Source organism: Nocardia sp. NPDC059236, from assembly GCF_042754085.1.
Classification (GTDB): Bacteria; Actinomycetota; Actinomycetes; order Mycobacteriales; family Mycobacteriaceae; genus Nocardia.
In genome coordinates, this window is sequence record NZ_JBHZAF010000003.1 from 1 (window position 1) to 16,929 (window position 16,929).

Genomic DNA, 16,929 nt, shown 5'->3' on the forward strand with positions numbered 1-16,929 from the left:
CGTCGCGCCATGTCGTGATCTCGTCCTCCTGCACCCATTCTGGTGCATCAGAACTCCCACAACCGCTGGACCTGCTCAGCGGGCTCCAGTCACAGAGCCTCTGTCATGGCCCGCACGTCATATCCGAAATCCGCGTCGTGCAGCGTGGTGAACCCCGAACCAGGCAGGTCGACCGCATAGACAGTGTGATTGGCGGCCAGTGCGCCAATGATGTCGCGATAGGTGTACGACCACAGCGTGCCACCCGGCAGCAGAACGATGGGCGGCCCCTGACCCGCCTCCAGGAAATGAAAGCGGGCCACCGCGGTCTCGACGAACCGGCCGCCGTCGAGAGCCGGCAAATCCGCATGGCTGTCCGCACTCGATACCGCCGCTGGCGTCACCACGCTGAGGTGCAACAGGGCGATCATCGTTGACAGCGTGCGCAACCACCGGCGTCGACGGTCCGTGTTCGAGTCGATATCCACTCGATTCTCTTTCCGCTCAAGACTTCCGGATTACTGCAACATCGAACTGCAGCACCACCTTCGGGCCGACCATGCCTGCGGCCGCCTTCCAGTGCACTCCCCAGTCCTTGCGGTTGATCGTGACGCTGCCGGTGAAATCGATCCGGAGGGCGCCGCGCGGGTCGGTCTCCGCGCCGGTCAGCTCGAATTCCATGGTGATCGGCCGGGTGATGCCACGCATGGTCAAGTCACCGGTGACCTCGACATTCGCCTCGCCGGACTGATCCACCCGGGTCAGGACGAAAGTGATCGCCGGGTGGTCGTCGACACCGAGGAATTTCTTACCCAGCAGATCGTCGCGCTGCCGATTGCCGGTGTCGATGCTTTTCGCCTGGATCGTGAGCCGACCGCTCGACCTCGGTGGTGCGTCGAAGTCGAGGTGCGCGTTGCCGTCAAAGGTTCGGAAGTTCCCACGCACCCTGGTGGCCATTGTGTGCCGGGCGATGAAGCCGATCCGGGTGTGGGCTGGATCGAGGACATAGTCACCGGTCAGCTCGCTGAGTTTGTTGGTTGACATGGTCTTTCACTCCTGAGGACAAATGGTTTGCTGCGACGGCTCGCCTACAGTGGGCGGCGGGCGATCGTGCGCGCGATTGAGAAGGCGGCGAGCTTGTCCGGGTTGCGGATACCGTAACCGTTGACGATCCTGTCGCCGGCCAGCTCGAGGAAGAGGACCGCTTCGAGGCGGTCGCCGGTGTAGATGGCCACCGCGGGCTCGCTGTTGCAGTTCACCGGCTCGATCCGGATGTCGGGTCTGCGCAGCATCGAGCCGAACAGCGCCATGAGAGTCGTGGCCACTTGCGGTGCACCCGTCATCATCTGACTAACCGCAGTGGCCTTGCCGCCGCTGTCGGTGGTCCAGGTGACATCCGGTGCGAGCATCGACAGCAGACCCTCCATGTCACCGGTCGTCGCCGCCGTCATGAACAGTTCGGTGAGCTCGGCGGTACGCGCGGCGTCGACGGGCCCGAACCGGTTGCGCCGCGCCTGCACATACCGGCGGGCCCGGTAGGACATCTGCCGCACCGCGGCGACGGATTTGCCTACCGCCGCGGCGATGTCGTCGTAGTCGAAGCCGAACACCTCGTGCAGGACGAACACCGCTCGTTCGTCAGGGCTCAGCGTTTCCAGCAACACCAGCATCCCCATGGACACCGATTCGGCCAGCACGACATCGGTCGCGGCGTCCTGTTCGGTCACCAGCAACGGCTCGGGCAGCCATGGGCCGATATAGTCCTCGCGACGCCGGATGCCGGCCCGCCGCGTGTTCAGCGCCTGCCGGGTCACCAATTGCGCCAGAAACGATTTGGTGTCCCGCACCGTCGCGAGATCCACCCGCGCCCATCGCAGATAGCTATCCTGCAGAACATCATCGGATTCTGTTACCGAGCCGAGGATTTCGTAGGCGATCGTGAACAGCAGCGGCCGTAACAGGGTGAATCGCTCGGCATGCTCGTCGGTGCTGCTCACGGGTTCGTCACCACTTCGCCACCGCTCACCGAATGTTCGAGCCGCCTGCCGCCCTTGGCCCAGAACAACACGCCGGGCTTGCGCGCTTCCCATCGGATTCCCGACACCGTCCATTTGGTGGCCGTCTCCTTGATCGGCGCGCCGATACGGCCGCCGAGGTACGCGTTCACAGCGGTGTCGTCCTTGCGGGCGAACTGCACGATGCCGGCCCGGCGGCCGAGGCTGACATTGGAACCCAGGAACGCCAGGTCCAGCACTGCGGGCCGAGCACCGCTGATGCCGGCCAGTATGGTGTCCGCGGCCGTAGCGCCGAGCGGCCCGGCGGCCTGGCAGCTCATCCGCAGTGGCACGCCGGATGGAGCGGCGGCGTCACCGGCCGCAACGATCCGGTCGTCGTCGACGCTGGTCAGCGTCTCGTCGGTGAGGAGCCGACCGAGCGCGTCGGTGTGCAGGCCGCTGCGTGCGGCCAGGCCCGGAACACCGAATCCAGCGGTCCAAATGGTGGCTGTACCGGGTACCACCCTGCCGTCGGCCAATACGACACCATCCGGCAGGACCTGGGCCACCCGCATCCGCTCGAGCACCTCGACCCCATTCCTGGCCATCCATCTGGCCACCAACCGCCGCCCTCGCTCGGAGAACGTCGGGGCCAATCTATCGCCGCAGACCAGCGTGACCCGATGGCCCTGTTCGGCCAGCTCGGCCGCCGTCTCGACCCCGGTCAGCCCCGCACCGACGACGGTGATCGCCGCCGCCGACGTCCCCTCGATGACGGCGCGCAGCCGCTCCGCGTGCTCCAATTCCGCTATGGGGTAGGCGAATTCGACTGCTCCGGGTACAGAGGCGGGCACCGCCGCAGTACTGCCGACCGCGTAGACGACGTAGTCGTAGTCCAACGCGCGGCCGGATGCCAACTCCACGGTCCATGCGGCCGTATCGATTCGAATGGCGTCGTCGACCACCAACCGCACGCCCGCACCGAGCAGCGTGTCGTAGTCGATCGCGACCTCACCGGTTCCGGCCACGAACTGATGCAACCGCAGGCGCTCGACGAACCGCGGACGAGAGTTGACCACGGTGATCTCGACGTCGTCGCGCTGCCGCAGACGGTTGGCCGCCACGGTTCCGGCGTAGCCGCCACCGATCACCACGACCTTCGTACAGCTGCTGTTGTGCTCACTCATGTCCTCGGGACACCGCCCGCCACCTCGACATAACAACACGTGATGCAGGTCACCAGACCAGGTAGGGCCGTGATCCACGATGGTCACGAATGGCGAAAGCCCCCACCCAACTCGAGAAGCGCTCTCGATTCGGGTGGGGGCGTTGCCTTTCCGTGGGCATGTCGACGAATCAGGCTGCGGGGGTGTGGCCTTGCGCCTCGATCGCGATCTTGTGCCAATCGGCCCAGGTCGCCAGCCGGTCGGCGTAGACCTGCGGAACGATCTCGTTGCCCTGCGCCCCGAAGAACACCCGCAGCGGTGGGTTGTCGCTGTCGACGATCTCGAGCAGCGCCCGCCCCGCAGCGGCCGGGTCACCCTGATCGAGCGTCTGCGCGTAGGTGGCGAAAGCCGCACGGAGATCGGCATACCGTGGGTCGATCTCGGCGTGGACGGCGCCGGCGGCCCCCTCGGTCGCGTACGAGCTCGGTTCCACCACGGTCACTTTGATGCCGAAGCCCGCAACCTCCTGCGCGAGAGACTCGCTCAGACCTTCCAGCGCCCATTTCGACGCATGGTAGGCGCCACCGAGCGGCCACGCGGCCACGCCGCCGACCGAGGAGATCTGAACAATGTGCCCGCCACCCTGCTCGCGCAGCTGCGGCAGCACCGCCTGAACAACCCAAACCGCACCGAACAGGTTGGTCTCCAACTGATCTCGCAACTGTTGCTCGCTCAGCTCCTCCACAGCACCTAGTACGCCGTAACCCGCATTGTTCACGATGACGTCGAGACGACCGAAGTGTTCTCCGGCGCGCTCTACAGTCGCGAACACCGCCGACCTATCGGTCACGTCCAGCTGTAGCGGAAGCACCGCGTCGCCGTAGGTGGCGGCCAGTCCGGCAAGGTGTTCGGCGTTCCGGGCGGTCGCGGCGACCTTGTCACCGCGGGACAGGGCGGCCTCGACGAAGTTGCGGCCCAGGCCGCGGGAGGAGCCGGTAACAAACCAGACCTTGCTCATGTTGATTTCCGTTCTTCTGCAGGAGCAATCACGGCGGTGCGGGCGTTCGCACCGCTGATGTTCCGTGCTGCGCACCGAACGAACACAAGACACCGACGGCCCCGTCCCTGTAACAGAACAGCGATGTGACCCGGGACACCGCCGCGCCTACACCTCCGTTTCGCATGCCTTGATTCGTGCGCTGTCACATCTGAAATAGATGTCAGTCACTCGCGATACGCTGCGCCACATGCTTTTACCGGGGAAGCGGTTCGGTCTCGGGTTTGCCGTTGCCGGAGTCGAGGGTCATCTGGGTGAAGATGCCATTGACCGGGGTCGTCAGCTCGACTGTCACCGGCATCGACTCTTTTTGTCCTTCAGCGCAACTCGGTGTGCAAGTGTTGCGGTGTTCGGTACCGGTGCCGCGGGCGGAGCTGTCGGTCCAGCTGCTCCAGGTGATATCGGAGACGGAATGATTGCCGTCGGCGCAGGTGATGATGATGGCCGACGGGCGGGTCTGTGGTTGCGAGTGGCAGTCCTTCACCTCGGCAGGATTCGCCGATGTGGGGGTGACGCTCGACGGAGCGGAATTGCTGTTGCTGTTCGACGAGCATCCGGCCATCAGGGCCGCTGTGGCCACCACCGCGGCAATGCCGAGCACGCGCATAGGGTCCTCCTCGATCGTCGAGAGCACTCGGGCGAGTGGCGTCAGCGCAATTTAGCTCGGTGTTCGCCGGATGGTGCGGAACATCGCCGTGTCCCGCCCGGATTCGCCGATCAATGGCGTCGCGATTCACCGATGCAGCAATCCAGTACGGGCGGCGATAGTCGATCTCTCGCCTACGCCCGCGCGGTGGCCGCCGACACTCGGCGGTGGCGGTCGGCGGTGATGAGATAGAGGACGAATCCGAAAGCGGCGCTGGTGAACAGGCTGTTGATGAAGAAGAGCCAGGGTTTGGGCAGGCCCTTTCGGATTCCGCCGGTGATCGACATGAGGGGCAGGATCAGGACGTTGAGGATGGTGTAGTCCTGGCCCGCAGAGTCGGCGGCTGAGAGCTCGTCGGTATCGGCGTGCGCATCGAACGGACAGCGCGAACTAGATTCCGGTGATCGGTGGTCTCCTGAGCAGCCTGTCGGCTCAGAAGTAGCACCACGCTGAGCGCCCGCGACAGCTCCATGCGTGGCCTTACGGCCGAATGGTGCTTCGTTTCAGCCGGCCAGGAAGGACAATCGCACGTGGCGCACCGGGTTGTCGACATTGAGATCCACGATAGCGACCGATTGCCAAGTCCCCAGCGCCATTTCGCCGCGCAACACCGGAATGCTGGCATAGGGCGCAATCAGCGCGGGCATGACATGCGAGCGTCCATGTCCGCGTGAGCCGTGTGCGTGCCGCCAGCGATTGTCGGCGGGCAGCAGGTCCTGCAGAGCGGCGAGCAAGTCATCGTCACTGCCTGCGCCGAGTTCGATCAGTGCGATGCCCGCGGTCGCGTGCGGCACGAATACGTGAAGTAACCCGTCGGATTCCGTCGCCGTCTCACGCAGAAAAGCTGCACACTGCGATGTGAGGTCGTGGACAACCTCGCGACGGCCCGTCTCGACCTCGATCAGTCTGCTCTCCATGGCATCATCGTCCTCCAGCTGTACCGTCTCATGAGATTGGCGTCCCGACTCCGGGTGAAGACATAGCACTCTCCACCCGAATCGACTGAAGGTCGTCGTCACAGCCGGGCTTTTTCCACTCACCAGCGGATTTTCAGGATTCTTCCAGAAGCGCCCAAGATTCATCACGAACGATGTCATCGATATCAGAATGCGTTGGCTTCCAGCCGATTTCAGCCATCGCCTTGGTCGGGTCATTGATCAACACCGCAGGTTCCGCTGCCGCCGAACGATGCTGGCGCGCAACAGGTCGGCCGGTTACCCGTTCCACCGCGGCCACCACGTCGAGCACGCTCGTACCCCGTCCACTGCCGATGTTGTAGCGGGTAGCGGTGCCAATGGGCGGGAGGTGCTCGATACATGCCACGAAGGCGCGGGCCGCATCCATGACGTGCAGGTAGTCACGGACGGCGGTGCCATCACCGTTGACGGTCAACGCCGAATGCTCGGATGCAGCAGTCAACGCACGCGGTATCAGCCGACTCGAATCCCCATCCGCACCGCCGGCGATATTCGACAGTCGAACAATTACCGCCGCCAGCTCCCCGCTACCGGCGACGGCCTCGATAGCCAGCTCAGCCGCAAGCTTGCTGCCTGCGTATGGATGAGGCGGCGCATCACCGAGGTCCTCGGTCATCGGCTGCACATCCGGCGTGCCATAGATGGCCCCGGTCGAAGCAAAAACGATCCCGTGGACACCCGCGTCGACCATGGCTTCGAGCACCGAGAGCGTTCCGGCGGTATTCGCGCGGAAATAGCGCAATGGTGCGTCGACCGATTCGCGTGCTCGCGTCAACCCGGCGAGGTGACAGATCGCGTCTACGCCGTCTACCGCATTGCGGACCGCCTTGCCGTCGAGCAAGTCAGCCACTCGAACATCGGCTGCGCCCGGAATCGCCCGCCCCTGAGCGCGAACCATGGCGACAGGCTCATGCCCGGCAGAGTGAAGGGCTTCGACGACAGCACGCCCGAGGTAACCGTTCGCTCCGGTGACAAGTACGCGCACACGGCCATCATGTCATCACGGAAGCCGCAGGTCGCGATGCTTCCAGGTGAGCGCGATGCAGGCCGCTGCCGCCGCGGCCAGAGGCTCGCGATTCAGCGTTCGCCGTATGCTGGTCGGCGTCACCGGATTCCAACCATCTCGTTCCGCAGTCTTCCGGACCAACTCCCCGGCCGGCCGGGTGCGATCATCCGTATGAGTAGCGCGGCCATCAGGACCTGGCAGGTGTCGGGCTCGAACACCTCGACATCGAAGTGGTGGCTCGGCCGAAGGCAGCGGGCACGGCGGCGGTAATGACGATCGTTCCCTTGCTCATCGAGTGGTCCGGTTCCCTTCCTGAGAGCCTTCGGCGGCGGCCGCGGTGCGGCGTCCCATGGTGGCCAACTGCCGGTCGTAGAGCGGGCGCAGCAGCCGCTTCGTCCAAAACGCCTGCCGCCCGGCCCGATCGGTCAGGATGATGAATCGGCGGGCATCGATTCCGGCGATTGCCGCGGCAGCGATGCGGTCTGCGTCCGGACCGGCGTTGTCGATCAGCTTCCGGGCGACCGCGGCCACGAGCGGATCACTGTCGGGCAGCGACGATGCGAGGTTGGTGCGGAAGAACGAGGGGCAGACGACGGAGACATCGATTCCGTGCGGAGTGAGCTCGTATCGCAGGCTCTCGCTGAGAGCGACGACCGCCGCTTTCCCTGCGGTATAGGAGGCCATGGCGGGCGGATGCACGAGCCCCGCCAGCGACGCGATATTGACCAAGTGTCCCGTGCCCGCGGCCTTGAACATCGGCGCGAAGGTCCGGCAGCCACGGACGACGCCCAGGACATTGATGTTCATGACCCGAGCCCATTCCTCCTGCGGCACGAATTCGATGCGCCCGCCTGTGGCCACCCCGGCGTTGTTGACGAGCACGTCGAGGCCACCCATGCTGTCCTGCACGGTCTTTCGCGCGCGCAGCCAGTCGTCCTCCGAGGTGACGTCGAGTCGCAGATAGGTGGCGCCGTCCGGGACCGGGCCACGCTCCGCCAGATCGGTGACCAGCACTTGGTCGCCACGAGCGGCGAACCGCCGGGCCAGCGCCGCTCCGAGACCCGACGCGCCGCCGGTGATCAGAATCCGCGCCATGCTCACCGTTCCCCGGAGTACTCGGCCGACTCGAGGCGGCCGGCCACATCGAGATGGACCTCGTCGGGCCCGTCGGTGAGCCGGACGGCGCGTGCGGTGGACCACGCGGCGTCCAGCGGGGAATCATCGGGAACCAGCACCGTGGTGTGGTGCTGATGCTTGTCGCGCTCGATGAGGTCGGCCGCGCGGGGGCCGGGTGCGAAGTCCATATCTCCTGCTTTCGGTAATAGACACGGCGACAAGGTGATTGCGCCCCGTCAGGACGGAACGTGGGTGACCGCGAGCGCCGATTCGTGCAGGCTGCCAAGAATCAAAGTGCCCTGCTGTTCTGCCACGCCGGTGACCATGGCGTAGTCGGCCCCGTCGCGCTGCAGGTCATGGATGAGCGATCCGGCGAGATCGACGGCGATCACCCAGGTGGTGCGCACCGGAGCCGGTTTCCAGCGATCCGGTAACTGCCACAACAGCTTTCGCAATACCCCCGGGTACGGGAGCAGCGCGTCGAGCAACGGGTTGCGGGGTGAGGCGAGCGTGACCCAGATAAGTCCGTCGCTGCCCAGCGCGATGTTGTCCGGAAAACCGGGCAGGTTGTCGGCCAGGGTTTCCCTGGCGCCCGCCCGCGGGCCGCGCAGCCAGTAGCGATTGAGGCGGTATGCGGCCGTTTCCGCCACGATCAGCGATTCTCGATCGGGTGTGAAAGCCACACCGTTCGCGAACTGCAAACCGTCGAGCAGAACGTCTACCCTGCCGTCCGGGGTCCGGCGCAGCAACCTGCCGGTGCCCGAATGCTCGAGCAGATCACCCATCCATTCGGCTTCGGTCCAGCGACGCGACGATGCGGTGAAATAGATCGTCCCGTCGTCGGGGTCCTGCACGACATTGCTCGCAAAGTTCAACGACTCACCGTCGACAGCGTCGACCAGCACCTCGAGCGTTTGCCCGAGCCCGCCCCAGCGCAACAGTCCGCGGTAGGCGTCACAGACGAGCAGCGAACCGTCCGGCCCGGCGTGCAATCCCAATGGGCGACCGCCGGTATCGGCCACCTGATCGACCACACCCGAGGTGATGTCGACGCGAAGTATCGCACCGTCGGCGGTGCCGGTGTAGACCAAGCCGTCGGCACCGATAACGACATCCTCGGGTCCCTCACCTGGAAGGTCGATTCGACGCAGCGCGGGCATCGGCGGCGAACTCAGCTGCTGCTTCGCCCGCTGTGGTGCGGTCGGGGCGGACCAGCGAACCGGCTCCATCCGGCGACCCGAATGAAGAACGTTGTCCATGGTGTCTCCAGCTCCTGCAATGTGCACATGCAATTCTGGAGGTGCGGTATCACACGATGAATAGGCGCTCGACCCGTCTGCGATGTGCATACGCACATCCGCCCTGCTATCGCGCGCACCGTCCGCGGCGATCTGGGCCGCGCGGGAAAGCCTGCGCCGCAGAGATTTCTGAGCAGCAGCCGAGGCCGCCTTGTCAACCATTACCGACATGAGTAATTTCTTACTCATGTCGGTAACGAATGCGGCAAGACGTGCGCAGATAGTTGCGGCGGCGATCGACACGCTCGCCGAATTCGGTTACACCGGGACGTCGTTCGCCAAGATCGCGACGCGCGCGGGAATCAGCAGTACGCGGCTGATTTCCTACCACTTCGACGGCAAGAACGATCTGATGCTCGCCGTAGTCGACCACATCGTCCTCTCGGCCGAGCAGTATATGAGCCCGCGAATCGAGGCCGCGGGCCCCGGTCGATGGCCACAGCTGTCGGCCTACATCACAGCCAACCTCAACTATCACCGAGACCGGCCCGAACACATGCGGGCCTTGATCGAGATCTTCAACAACGTTCGCACCACGGCCGGGGATCCACTGCAGATCCCGCAGCATCAGGCCTCCACACTGGAACGGTTGAAGGTGGAACTTCGCGCGGGCCAGGCTGCGGGCGAGTTCACCGCTTTCGACCCGCTCGTCATGGCGGTCACCCTCAGAGCCGCCATCGACGCGGCCGGAATCCGTTACGCCACAGGCGCCTTGACCTCTCCCGATGCGTACGCAGCCGAGCTGGTCGACCTGTTCCGGCGTGCCATCGTGGCGGCCACCTGACCTTCCAGGCGCTGGCCGATTCCCCGGCATGGGAATCCGACCGGGACCGCGCCGCACTGGTCCCCGCCACCGGTATGCCGCCCTTCACACTGCACGCTTTCTGACATGGAAGCGAAAAGTGCTTTGCCACAGCACAATTCGCTCGCGACATCGCCCTGGCCGGGCACCGCACGGTGAATTCGCGCCCGGTCGCCTTGGTTACTGAGGTGAGTTGAACCGCTCGCACACCTGTATCCGCACGCTCCGGCCGACAGCGAATTGGGCGGCGCCACAACACTGTTCATCGTCCCCGAGACCGCTGCCGTGATCGGCCCGGACCTGTTCGACCCGGCCGGCTTCGAACCCGCGTTCCACACCGGTTTGCGACAGGCCGCCGACCACGCGGCTGCCGTGAGGCAGATGTGGCCGACCGCATGAACTCAGCGCACCGGCCGAACAGCGCGTGGCCCGAGGCGTTCGATCAGCGACGCCGACGTCCCCGAACAACGACGATGTCGGTGGCAATCTGCGGTTCACGGCGCGTCCGCGTGGTTGTGGATGCTGTTCGAACCACCCGGGGCGCACGAGTATTCGGTAATTCCCACGGCCACAGCATGACCTGGCGGACTGTTATTCCGGGACGGTGAAGGCTTCGGTGATGCCGCCGTCGAGTGGGAGTGCGGCGGCGGTGAGGAAGCCGGAATCGTCGCTTGCCAGAAAGGCTATCGCGCCGGCTGCCTCGTCGAGGGTGCCGAATCGGCCCATCGGCCAGTGCACCAGGCGTTTGTCCAGGGCTCCTGGATTGCGGTCGAAGACCGCGCGCTGTGCCGGTGTCTCGATCGGACCGAACAGCACGGCGTTCACGCGGATGCCGCTGCGCGCGAGATGAACACCGAGGTCCCTGGTCAACTGGACGACGGCGGCCTTCGCGGCCGTGTAGGCCATCGGGGCGGTCGCCGACCCCAGCGCGGACAGGAACGATGCGGCGTTGATGACCGAGCCGCCGACCGGCTCGGTGTTCCGTAGGTACGGGATGCCGTGTTTGCAGGACAGAAAGATGCTGGTCAGATTGGCATCCTGGACTCGCCGCCAGGTCTCCAGGCTGATGTCCAGCGCCGAGTGGTCACCGGCATCCATCAGTCCCATGTTGTTGTAGATGACGTCGAGTCGGCCGTGCTCACGTACGACCTCCTCGTACATCGCCTCAACCTGAGCCTCATCGGCAAGGTCAGCCCGCATCGACCTATCGCCGACCGAATGCTCGACCTTGTCGACGCCGACAACCACCGCACCCTCACGGGAAAACCTCTCGGCGACAGCCTGACCGATCACGCTGGCGGCACCGTTGATCACACAAACCTTGCCAGCAAGCACCGGCTCCTCCGATCACGCCCACTCACGCCGACACCCGTCGATCGCGGGGATCGGCGACGAATCCAGATCGAACTACGTTCTGCCGCACCGTAACACCCGCGGGTCACCGATCAGATCGACGACCCGCCCACCAGTGGACGAAACAGCCCCGCTCATACCGTGACGGCGGTGAGCCGGTGACAGTGTGGGCCGATGGTGGTGCAGGCACAGCTGTTGGCAACGGCTACCGACATTGGCAGCCTCGTAGCGGGCTGCGGGAACGCAATGAGCCGCCTTCCCCGGCCCACCCGCTGCGGCCGATCGCCACCGAACCACCCACCTGCAGGGGACCAGCGGCCGGCCGCAGCGGGACTATCGGTGAACGCAAACTCCCATCACGCCGCGAGGTCATTGTCGACCAGGTGTTCGGCGACGATGAAAGCTGTTCTGTGGCAGTGGTTCCGGCTCACCGCGCTGCCCGCGGGCGGCCCCGCCATTCCGATGCCAGCGGCGGCCGTCCGGCGCGGCAGGGCGTGGCAGTCAGAGCCGAAAGGTCCGGCGTGGACAGCCGCCGACCGGCGTTCCCGGATTCGCCCTTGCGCCAGGTGGGTGGCCCCAGCCTGGATACTTGTGCCCGTCGGCGCCGGGAATGCCCATCGCAGTGAGTGTTTCGGCTGTGGCGCCATGGATCGCGCCGGGCGTCGGTGGGATCGCGCGGCACGGCCCGGCCGCCACCGCACCGTTGTGCCGGTCGGGCTACATCCGACGGGCGGTCGGGTCAGAGGTGGCGGAAGATCCAGCGGGCGCGTGGCTCGTCGCCGATGGTCCCGAGCAGTGCGACGGGTGTGGTGGAGGTGGTGTCGCCGTAGAGGGTTCGGCTCGGGTCGGAGGCGAGACTGACGCGACGGTTGCCGTTGGTCTCGCTCACGTACCACAGGCCGGTCTCGGCGACGCCGCACACGTTCTGGCCGACGGAGTAGGTCAGCGAGTCCAGCCGAACGGGTTGCAGGCACAGCCTGGTCGAGGAGTTGAGGAGCTGGAACACCGGCCCGGCGGGTCGGTACCCGATCAGGACCGGCTGCCACCGGTTGGTGTCCGCTCCCTCGTCCGCACTCGTTCGCACATCGGCGATGTCGGCCGCGGTGACGACGGGCCGCAGTGTGTAGGCGGGCTGGGCCTCGAGGAAGATCCGGTACCCGCCCGACCGGAGCGGTTCGGCGGCGGCGGGCGCGGCCGCGGCGGCGAACAGGACGTGGGCCACGATCACGAGGACTGCGCGGGCGGACATGACGCTGGGGTCCTTTCACGGAAGGAAGGTCGGAATGGCGAATCATGCTGTGCACGGCGCGAATTCACCGAAGGTGGCGTGCCCGGTCGGAAGCACGGGCACGCCACTCCATGTATTCGTGGCCGGACCCGCTTCGGAGCGCCCGATATGCGCCGAGCAGGCGGAGCGTCCGGAATTGGCAGCGAGAGCCGGTGGGACGGCACCGTGAGCCGACGATCCCTCGTTTGCCTGTCGGTTTTCGGTGCGATGGGAGGAATATCCGGGATTCAGTACGTGCCGACAATTAGCCATTCACGTGTTTAAGCTTCCGGCTCACGGGTGCCCGACGGCGCGCACCTCAATCGTGGCGGGGCGCGGAATTGCGCACAGAGCGGGGTGGGAGCTGACTGATGAGCATGGTGTTCGACACGGCGACCCTGCCGCCGAGCGATCGCCTCCCCGCCCTCGTAGCGACGCTCGAGCAAACAACACTTCGGGCGGATCGGAGACTCGAACTCGAGCCGGGGCAGGATGCGTTGTCGGCGCGGATGGAGACGTGGCAGATCGGGCCCGCGACCCTGATGCGGGCGAATATGCCGGGCATGTCGACCACCCGCAACGCCGCGCACGTGCGCGCCTCCCCGACGTCCACGCTCGCGGTGTCAGTGCTGCCGCTGCGCACCGGTCGCCGCGAACACGAGCACCGCCGATACGTGGCCCGCCCGGGGGCGTGCGAGGTGTTCGACTACTCACGGCCACTCCGGTTCGATTGGTCCGGACAGGATTCCCCGATCGGGATGCTCCTCGACGCCGACGGCCTCGACCTACCCGGCGACACCATCGCCGCCGCGACCGGACACCTGCACACCAGTCCCCTGCACTCACTCCTCACCACGCAACTGGCCTCCATGCTCGACCGTGCCGATGACCTCACCGGCGATCCCGCCGCCGAGCAGCTCGGCCATGCGTGCATCGAACTGATTCGCGCAGTGCTGATCTCGGCCGCCGAGCACGGCCCCTGCGACGGCACCGCGGTCCCCGCCCACCTGCTGATGCGCCAGATCCTGGACTTCACCCGCCGCCGCGCCACCGACCCAGACCTGCACATGCCGACCATCGCAGCCGCACACCACATTTCGGTGCGACGCCTCTACCGCTTGTGCGCCGAGGCCGGGATCAGCCTCGAACAACGCCTCATCGCCGCCCGCATGGACCACGCCCGCCGCCTGCTCTCCGCCCCCGCCGCACATCAACGCTCCATCGCCGCCATCGCCCACGCCAGCGGATTCCGAGACCCCACCCACTTCACCCGCCGCTTCCGCCAACGCTACGGCCAGACCCCCAACCAATGGCGCGCCGAGCACTGAGTCCCCCGGGCTGTCGATTCCTGAAGTCGGGTGTCGCCGGCGGGGCTGACCGGCGGGGCCGCGGTGTCGGTCGGGCGACCAGTTATTTCCGGTGAATGTCTCAAAAGTTCGTCACGGTTGGTTTGCTATCCGCTATCCTCACTCCCGAGGCACCGCCGGAATCCGAAAAATAGTGCAGGCCAACGGTATTGAAATCGGCATGCGGGTCGGCGGATCGGCTGGTTGCCGCGTCGTCGGTGCTTCGTGTGGTAGCCGTCCGGACAGCAAGGAAACACCGTGCACGCACGCTCCCTCGTCACCGCACTCGGCGCGTTCGCCCTCACCACCGTGCTGGCCACCGGCACCGCGGACGCGACCGCCACGCTCACCGTCGATACCGCCCGAGAAACCAATGGCAATGCCGTGATCGGCGTTACCTACCAGTGCACCTCCGGCCTCGGCGCGGAACTGTCGGTGACGGTCCGAGCCACGCCCTACCTCGGCTCAGGAGTCAACGGCAGTTCCCTCGCCCCGGTCAACTGCATCGGCCAGCCCCAGCAGACGATCGTCACGGTGAATCCCGTTCAACTGTTCGGCGAGTCGCCCAAATTCCAATCCGGATCCATCACCGACGTGACGGTCACCGTACTCGACCTGACCCTGAATTCCCCTGTCACCACAACGAAGCGCCGCTTCGATCACCTCGGCTGACGAACCTCGGGCGGGAATTTCACCGTTGTCTGAGGTCGTGCCCGTGTTCGGTGATGAACACGGGCACGACCGGTGCCATGTGGGCGAGTTTTCAGGCGCGGCGGCGGGTCGCGAAGGCGGCGGCGCCGAGTGCTCCTGCGGCCAGGGCGATTCCGATGCCGCCGAGCCAGCGGGCGGTGGTGTCGTGGTCGGCGGTCGCCGCGGTGGTCGGCTTGTGGTCGGAGCCCTTCGGCGCGAGATCCAGTGTGGGGACCGGGCGTTCGGGTTCGGTGCCGTCCGGGTTATCGGCCTGATCCCATTTCACGACCTCGCCGTCGGAGTAGGTCTGGGTGGCCGGGAAGGTGAGGTGGTCCTGGTCGGGCAGGTCGTCGGCGAGGACCTGGAACTGCTGGAACTGGCCGGGTGCGATGCCCGCGCCGGGATCGGCGGTCCAGGTGACGGCGGTGACCTTGCCGCCGGCGTCCTTGGTGATGACCGACTTCCACCCCGGAATCGGCTGGGCATCGACCGACAGCAGGGACGGGAACTGAACGGTCAGTGCGGTGGTCTGGCTATTGGTGCCGGACTCGTTGGGGACGCGGAAGGTGAGGACCGCATCACCGGACTGGACGGCGTCGGGGGCGGACACGGTGACGTGCGCGGAGGCGACGCCCGCGCCGGTGAGCAGGGCGGCGGCGCTGATCGCGGCCGTGATGGCGGTCCGGGAAACGGAGGAGAGGGCCATGGCGGGAAATCCGTTCGGAGGTAGCCGAATTCGCCGTGCCCGGGTGTCCCGCCGACGCGGGACACCCGGGACGCGGATCAATTGTGGCTGTTGGTGAGGGTGTTGTACATCTGGATCAGGCTGACCACGGTCACCGGCGCGCCGATGGCGATGGTGCCGATGGCGGTGCCGAGGCCCGCGCCGACGCCGGCGCCGGCGATGCAGCCGCCGGGCGCGCCGACCAGGAACGCCGGCGGCATCAGCTCGGTGCCGACGATCGCACCGGCGATGCAGCCACCGACGAGCCCGATGGCCGCGCCGAGCATGCCACCGATCGCGGTGGCCAGGCCGATCTGAGTGCCAGCCACGCCGAGGGCGTCGTTGAAGTCGTCCTGGGAGAAGATCGGCTTCAGGGCGACCTCGGCGGCGGGGGTGGCCTGCGCGGGGTCGGCGCTCGGGGTGAGGGTGATGGTCTTGCCGTCCGCGTCGACCTGCGCGGCGATCGGCCAGTCCTTCTTGTCCAGCTGGTAGGTCAGCGGCATACCGAAGGCCAGCTTGCCGTCGGCGTCGAGGATCTCGAACTGGGTGCCGCGCACGTTGATCCGGCCGGCGTCGGTGCGCAGCACCACGGAGTGGTCCACCACATTGGCGGTGTAGTGGATGCCGGGGGCGACGTCGGTGCTGACCGTGCTGCCCGGCCGTTCCTGGGTCGCGGGGGCGTCGGCGGCGGCGGTGCCGGTGGTGATGGCGAGCGCGGCGACGGCGAGCGCGGCGGTGGCGGTGAACTTGTTCAGGGTCTTCATCAGGGGAGGTCCTTCCTCGCGAACTCCGGTCCGCGAGACGAAAAGCTGTGGGGAGGAGGGGAACTACTACTGCTGCGGTGCGGTGCCGTCACCGGGCTGGGCCAGCGTGAAGGTGCGCTGCCCCTCGATGCGGTGGCCGTCCTTGGAGGTCACGGTGAAGTGGGTGGTGTACACCCCGGCCGGGCCCAGCGGGGCCAGATCGACGCTGAGCGTGCGACCGTCGACGTGCACATCGCCGACCGACCAGGTGTTGCCGTCCGGACCGCTCACCGCCAATTCCGGATCGTCCACCTTCTCGTTGAAGGTGACGCTCACCTGCGGCGGACCCGCCTGCAGCACCGCACCGTCGGCCGGCTCGGCGTGCGTGATGTGCGAGTGCGCGTCGGCCACTCCGGTGCCCAGCATCGTCGCGCCGATCAGTGCCGCGGCCAGCACCGTGAACGCGGGCCGCAGCCGGGGCAGCCCGCGACCGGGCCACATGAATTTGTTGCTCGACAAAGCATTTCCCTTCCACACGCCGACCGAAACGGTCGACGGCAGCACGAATCCGTCGTGCGCGCAGCACGAATTGCCAATGGTCGATAAAGCGATCGACACCGCGCGATTTCGATATCAGTGCACAGAAGTCAATTACATACGGCCGCGGGGGAATTTCTCACCGCGCGATTTACGCAGCCGTGAGCCGGACCGAAAAATGGGCGCACCGATATCCTTCCGGCGCGGACTACGTATCCGCGACGGGCA

Annotated in this window: 19 protein-coding genes and 1 pseudogene; 3 read left to right on the forward strand and 17 right to left on the reverse strand. The window is 66.3% G+C overall.

Translation table 11 applies throughout. From position 1 onward, the window contains the following. Positions 1-89: 89 nt before the first annotated feature. The 12 genes and pseudogenes from ACFXIV_RS09095 to ACFXIV_RS09150 all read right to left on the reverse strand — a co-directional run bounded on the left by ACFXIV_RS09095 (position 90) and on the right by ACFXIV_RS09150 (position 9,482). Positions 90-410 carry an alpha/beta fold hydrolase gene (locus ACFXIV_RS09095; protein WP_379397722.1) on the reverse strand — a complete coding sequence of 107 codons (321 nt, stop codon included), beginning with the start codon at positions 408-410 and terminating at the stop codon, positions 90-92. A gap of 73 nt (positions 411-483) precedes the next feature. Then, positions 484-1,023 (reverse strand): YceI family protein, encoded by a 540-nt coding sequence (locus tag ACFXIV_RS09100; protein ID WP_379397720.1) that lies wholly within the window; start codon positions 1,021-1,023, stop codon positions 484-486. A gap of 44 nt (positions 1,024-1,067) precedes the next feature. Then, positions 1,068-1,976, reverse strand: coding sequence for an RNA polymerase sigma factor SigJ (gene sigJ / locus ACFXIV_RS09105; protein ID WP_379397718.1), 909 nt, complete (start codon positions 1,974-1,976; stop codon positions 1,068-1,070). Next, the gene (locus ACFXIV_RS09110; RefSeq protein WP_379397716.1) at positions 1,973-3,160 is read right to left on the reverse strand and encodes an NAD(P)/FAD-dependent oxidoreductase; all 1,188 of its coding nucleotides are present in this window, start codon (positions 3,158-3,160) and stop codon (positions 1,973-1,975) included. The genes sigJ and ACFXIV_RS09110 overlap by 4 nt, the downstream gene beginning before the upstream one ends. Before the next feature lie 169 nt (positions 3,161-3,329). After that, entirely contained in the window at positions 3,330-4,157 is an 828-nt protein-coding gene (locus tag ACFXIV_RS09115) for an SDR family NAD(P)-dependent oxidoreductase (protein WP_379397714.1), read from the reverse strand. A 235-nt stretch (positions 4,158-4,392) separates the two neighbouring features. Continuing rightward, on the reverse strand, positions 4,393-4,803 hold the full coding sequence (locus tag ACFXIV_RS09120) for a hypothetical protein (protein ID WP_379397712.1): 411 nt from the start codon (positions 4,801-4,803) through the stop codon (positions 4,393-4,395). A gap of 173 nt (positions 4,804-4,976) precedes the next feature. Continuing rightward, positions 4,977-5,174, reverse strand: a pseudogene (locus tag ACFXIV_RS09125) (DUF2834 domain-containing protein); the annotation flags it as partial. 171 nt (positions 5,175-5,345) lie between these two features. Beyond that, entirely contained in the window at positions 5,346-5,759 is a 414-nt protein-coding gene (locus ACFXIV_RS09130) for a secondary thiamine-phosphate synthase enzyme YjbQ (RefSeq protein ID WP_379397758.1), read from the reverse strand. A gap of 133 nt (positions 5,760-5,892) precedes the next feature. Further along, the gene (locus ACFXIV_RS09135; protein WP_379397710.1) at positions 5,893-6,804 is read right to left on the reverse strand and encodes an NAD-dependent epimerase/dehydratase family protein; all 912 of its coding nucleotides are present in this window, start codon (positions 6,802-6,804) and stop codon (positions 5,893-5,895) included. 309 nt (positions 6,805-7,113) lie between these two features. Next, positions 7,114-7,920 (reverse strand): SDR family NAD(P)-dependent oxidoreductase, encoded by an 807-nt coding sequence (locus ACFXIV_RS09140; protein ID WP_379397708.1) that lies wholly within the window; start codon positions 7,918-7,920, stop codon positions 7,114-7,116. Positions 7,921-7,922: 2 nt separating this feature from the next. After that, entirely contained in the window at positions 7,923-8,129 is a 207-nt protein-coding gene (locus ACFXIV_RS09145; protein ID WP_379397706.1) for a hypothetical protein, read from the reverse strand. 48 nt (positions 8,130-8,177) lie between these two features. Then, the gene (locus ACFXIV_RS09150) at positions 8,178-9,482 is read right to left on the reverse strand and encodes an SMP-30/gluconolactonase/LRE family protein (RefSeq protein WP_379397704.1); all 1,305 of its coding nucleotides are present in this window, start codon (positions 9,480-9,482) and stop codon (positions 8,178-8,180) included. On the opposite strand from ACFXIV_RS09150, the gene ACFXIV_RS09155 reads away from it, so the two are divergent. Then, positions 9,427-10,023 carry a TetR/AcrR family transcriptional regulator gene (locus tag ACFXIV_RS09155; RefSeq protein ID WP_379397702.1) on the forward strand — a complete coding sequence of 199 codons (597 nt, stop codon included), beginning with the start codon at positions 9,427-9,429 and terminating at the stop codon, positions 10,021-10,023. The genes ACFXIV_RS09150 and ACFXIV_RS09155 overlap by 56 nt on opposite strands. 609 nt (positions 10,024-10,632) lie before the next feature. Here ACFXIV_RS09155 and ACFXIV_RS09160 read toward each other — a convergent pair. Both ACFXIV_RS09160 and ACFXIV_RS09165 read right to left on the reverse strand, forming a co-directional pair. Further along, complete coding sequence (locus tag ACFXIV_RS09160; RefSeq protein ID WP_379397700.1) at positions 10,633-11,355, reverse strand: SDR family oxidoreductase; 723 nt, start codon at positions 11,353-11,355, stop codon at positions 10,633-10,635. A gap of 778 nt (positions 11,356-12,133) precedes the next feature. Continuing rightward, the gene (locus ACFXIV_RS09165) at positions 12,134-12,643 is read right to left on the reverse strand and encodes a hypothetical protein (protein WP_379397698.1); all 510 of its coding nucleotides are present in this window, start codon (positions 12,641-12,643) and stop codon (positions 12,134-12,136) included. 389 nt (positions 12,644-13,032) lie between these two features. Between ACFXIV_RS09165 and ACFXIV_RS09170 the strand changes: the two genes are divergently transcribed. Both ACFXIV_RS09170 and ACFXIV_RS09175 read left to right on the forward strand, forming a co-directional pair. Next, positions 13,033-13,989: a helix-turn-helix transcriptional regulator gene (locus ACFXIV_RS09170; RefSeq protein ID WP_379397696.1), complete on the forward strand. Its 957-nt coding sequence runs from the start codon at positions 13,033-13,035 to the stop codon at positions 13,987-13,989. 276 nt (positions 13,990-14,265) lie between these two features. Further along, complete coding sequence (locus tag ACFXIV_RS09175; protein ID WP_379397694.1) at positions 14,266-14,679, forward strand: hypothetical protein; 414 nt, start codon at positions 14,266-14,268, stop codon at positions 14,677-14,679. A gap of 91 nt (positions 14,680-14,770) precedes the next feature. On the opposite strand, the gene ACFXIV_RS09180 is transcribed toward ACFXIV_RS09175, so the two are convergent. The 3 genes from ACFXIV_RS09180 to ACFXIV_RS09190 form a co-directional block, all read right to left on the reverse strand. Further along, entirely contained in the window at positions 14,771-15,403 is a 633-nt protein-coding gene (locus tag ACFXIV_RS09180; protein WP_379397692.1) for a YcnI family protein, read from the reverse strand. A 77-nt stretch (positions 15,404-15,480) separates the two neighbouring features. Next, the gene (locus tag ACFXIV_RS09185) at positions 15,481-16,185 is read right to left on the reverse strand and encodes a hypothetical protein (protein WP_379397690.1); all 705 of its coding nucleotides are present in this window, start codon (positions 16,183-16,185) and stop codon (positions 15,481-15,483) included. A 66-nt stretch (positions 16,186-16,251) separates the two neighbouring features. Then, positions 16,252-16,683: a copper resistance protein CopC gene (locus ACFXIV_RS09190; protein ID WP_379397688.1), complete on the reverse strand. Its 432-nt coding sequence runs from the start codon at positions 16,681-16,683 to the stop codon at positions 16,252-16,254. Positions 16,684-16,929 lie beyond the last annotated feature (246 nt).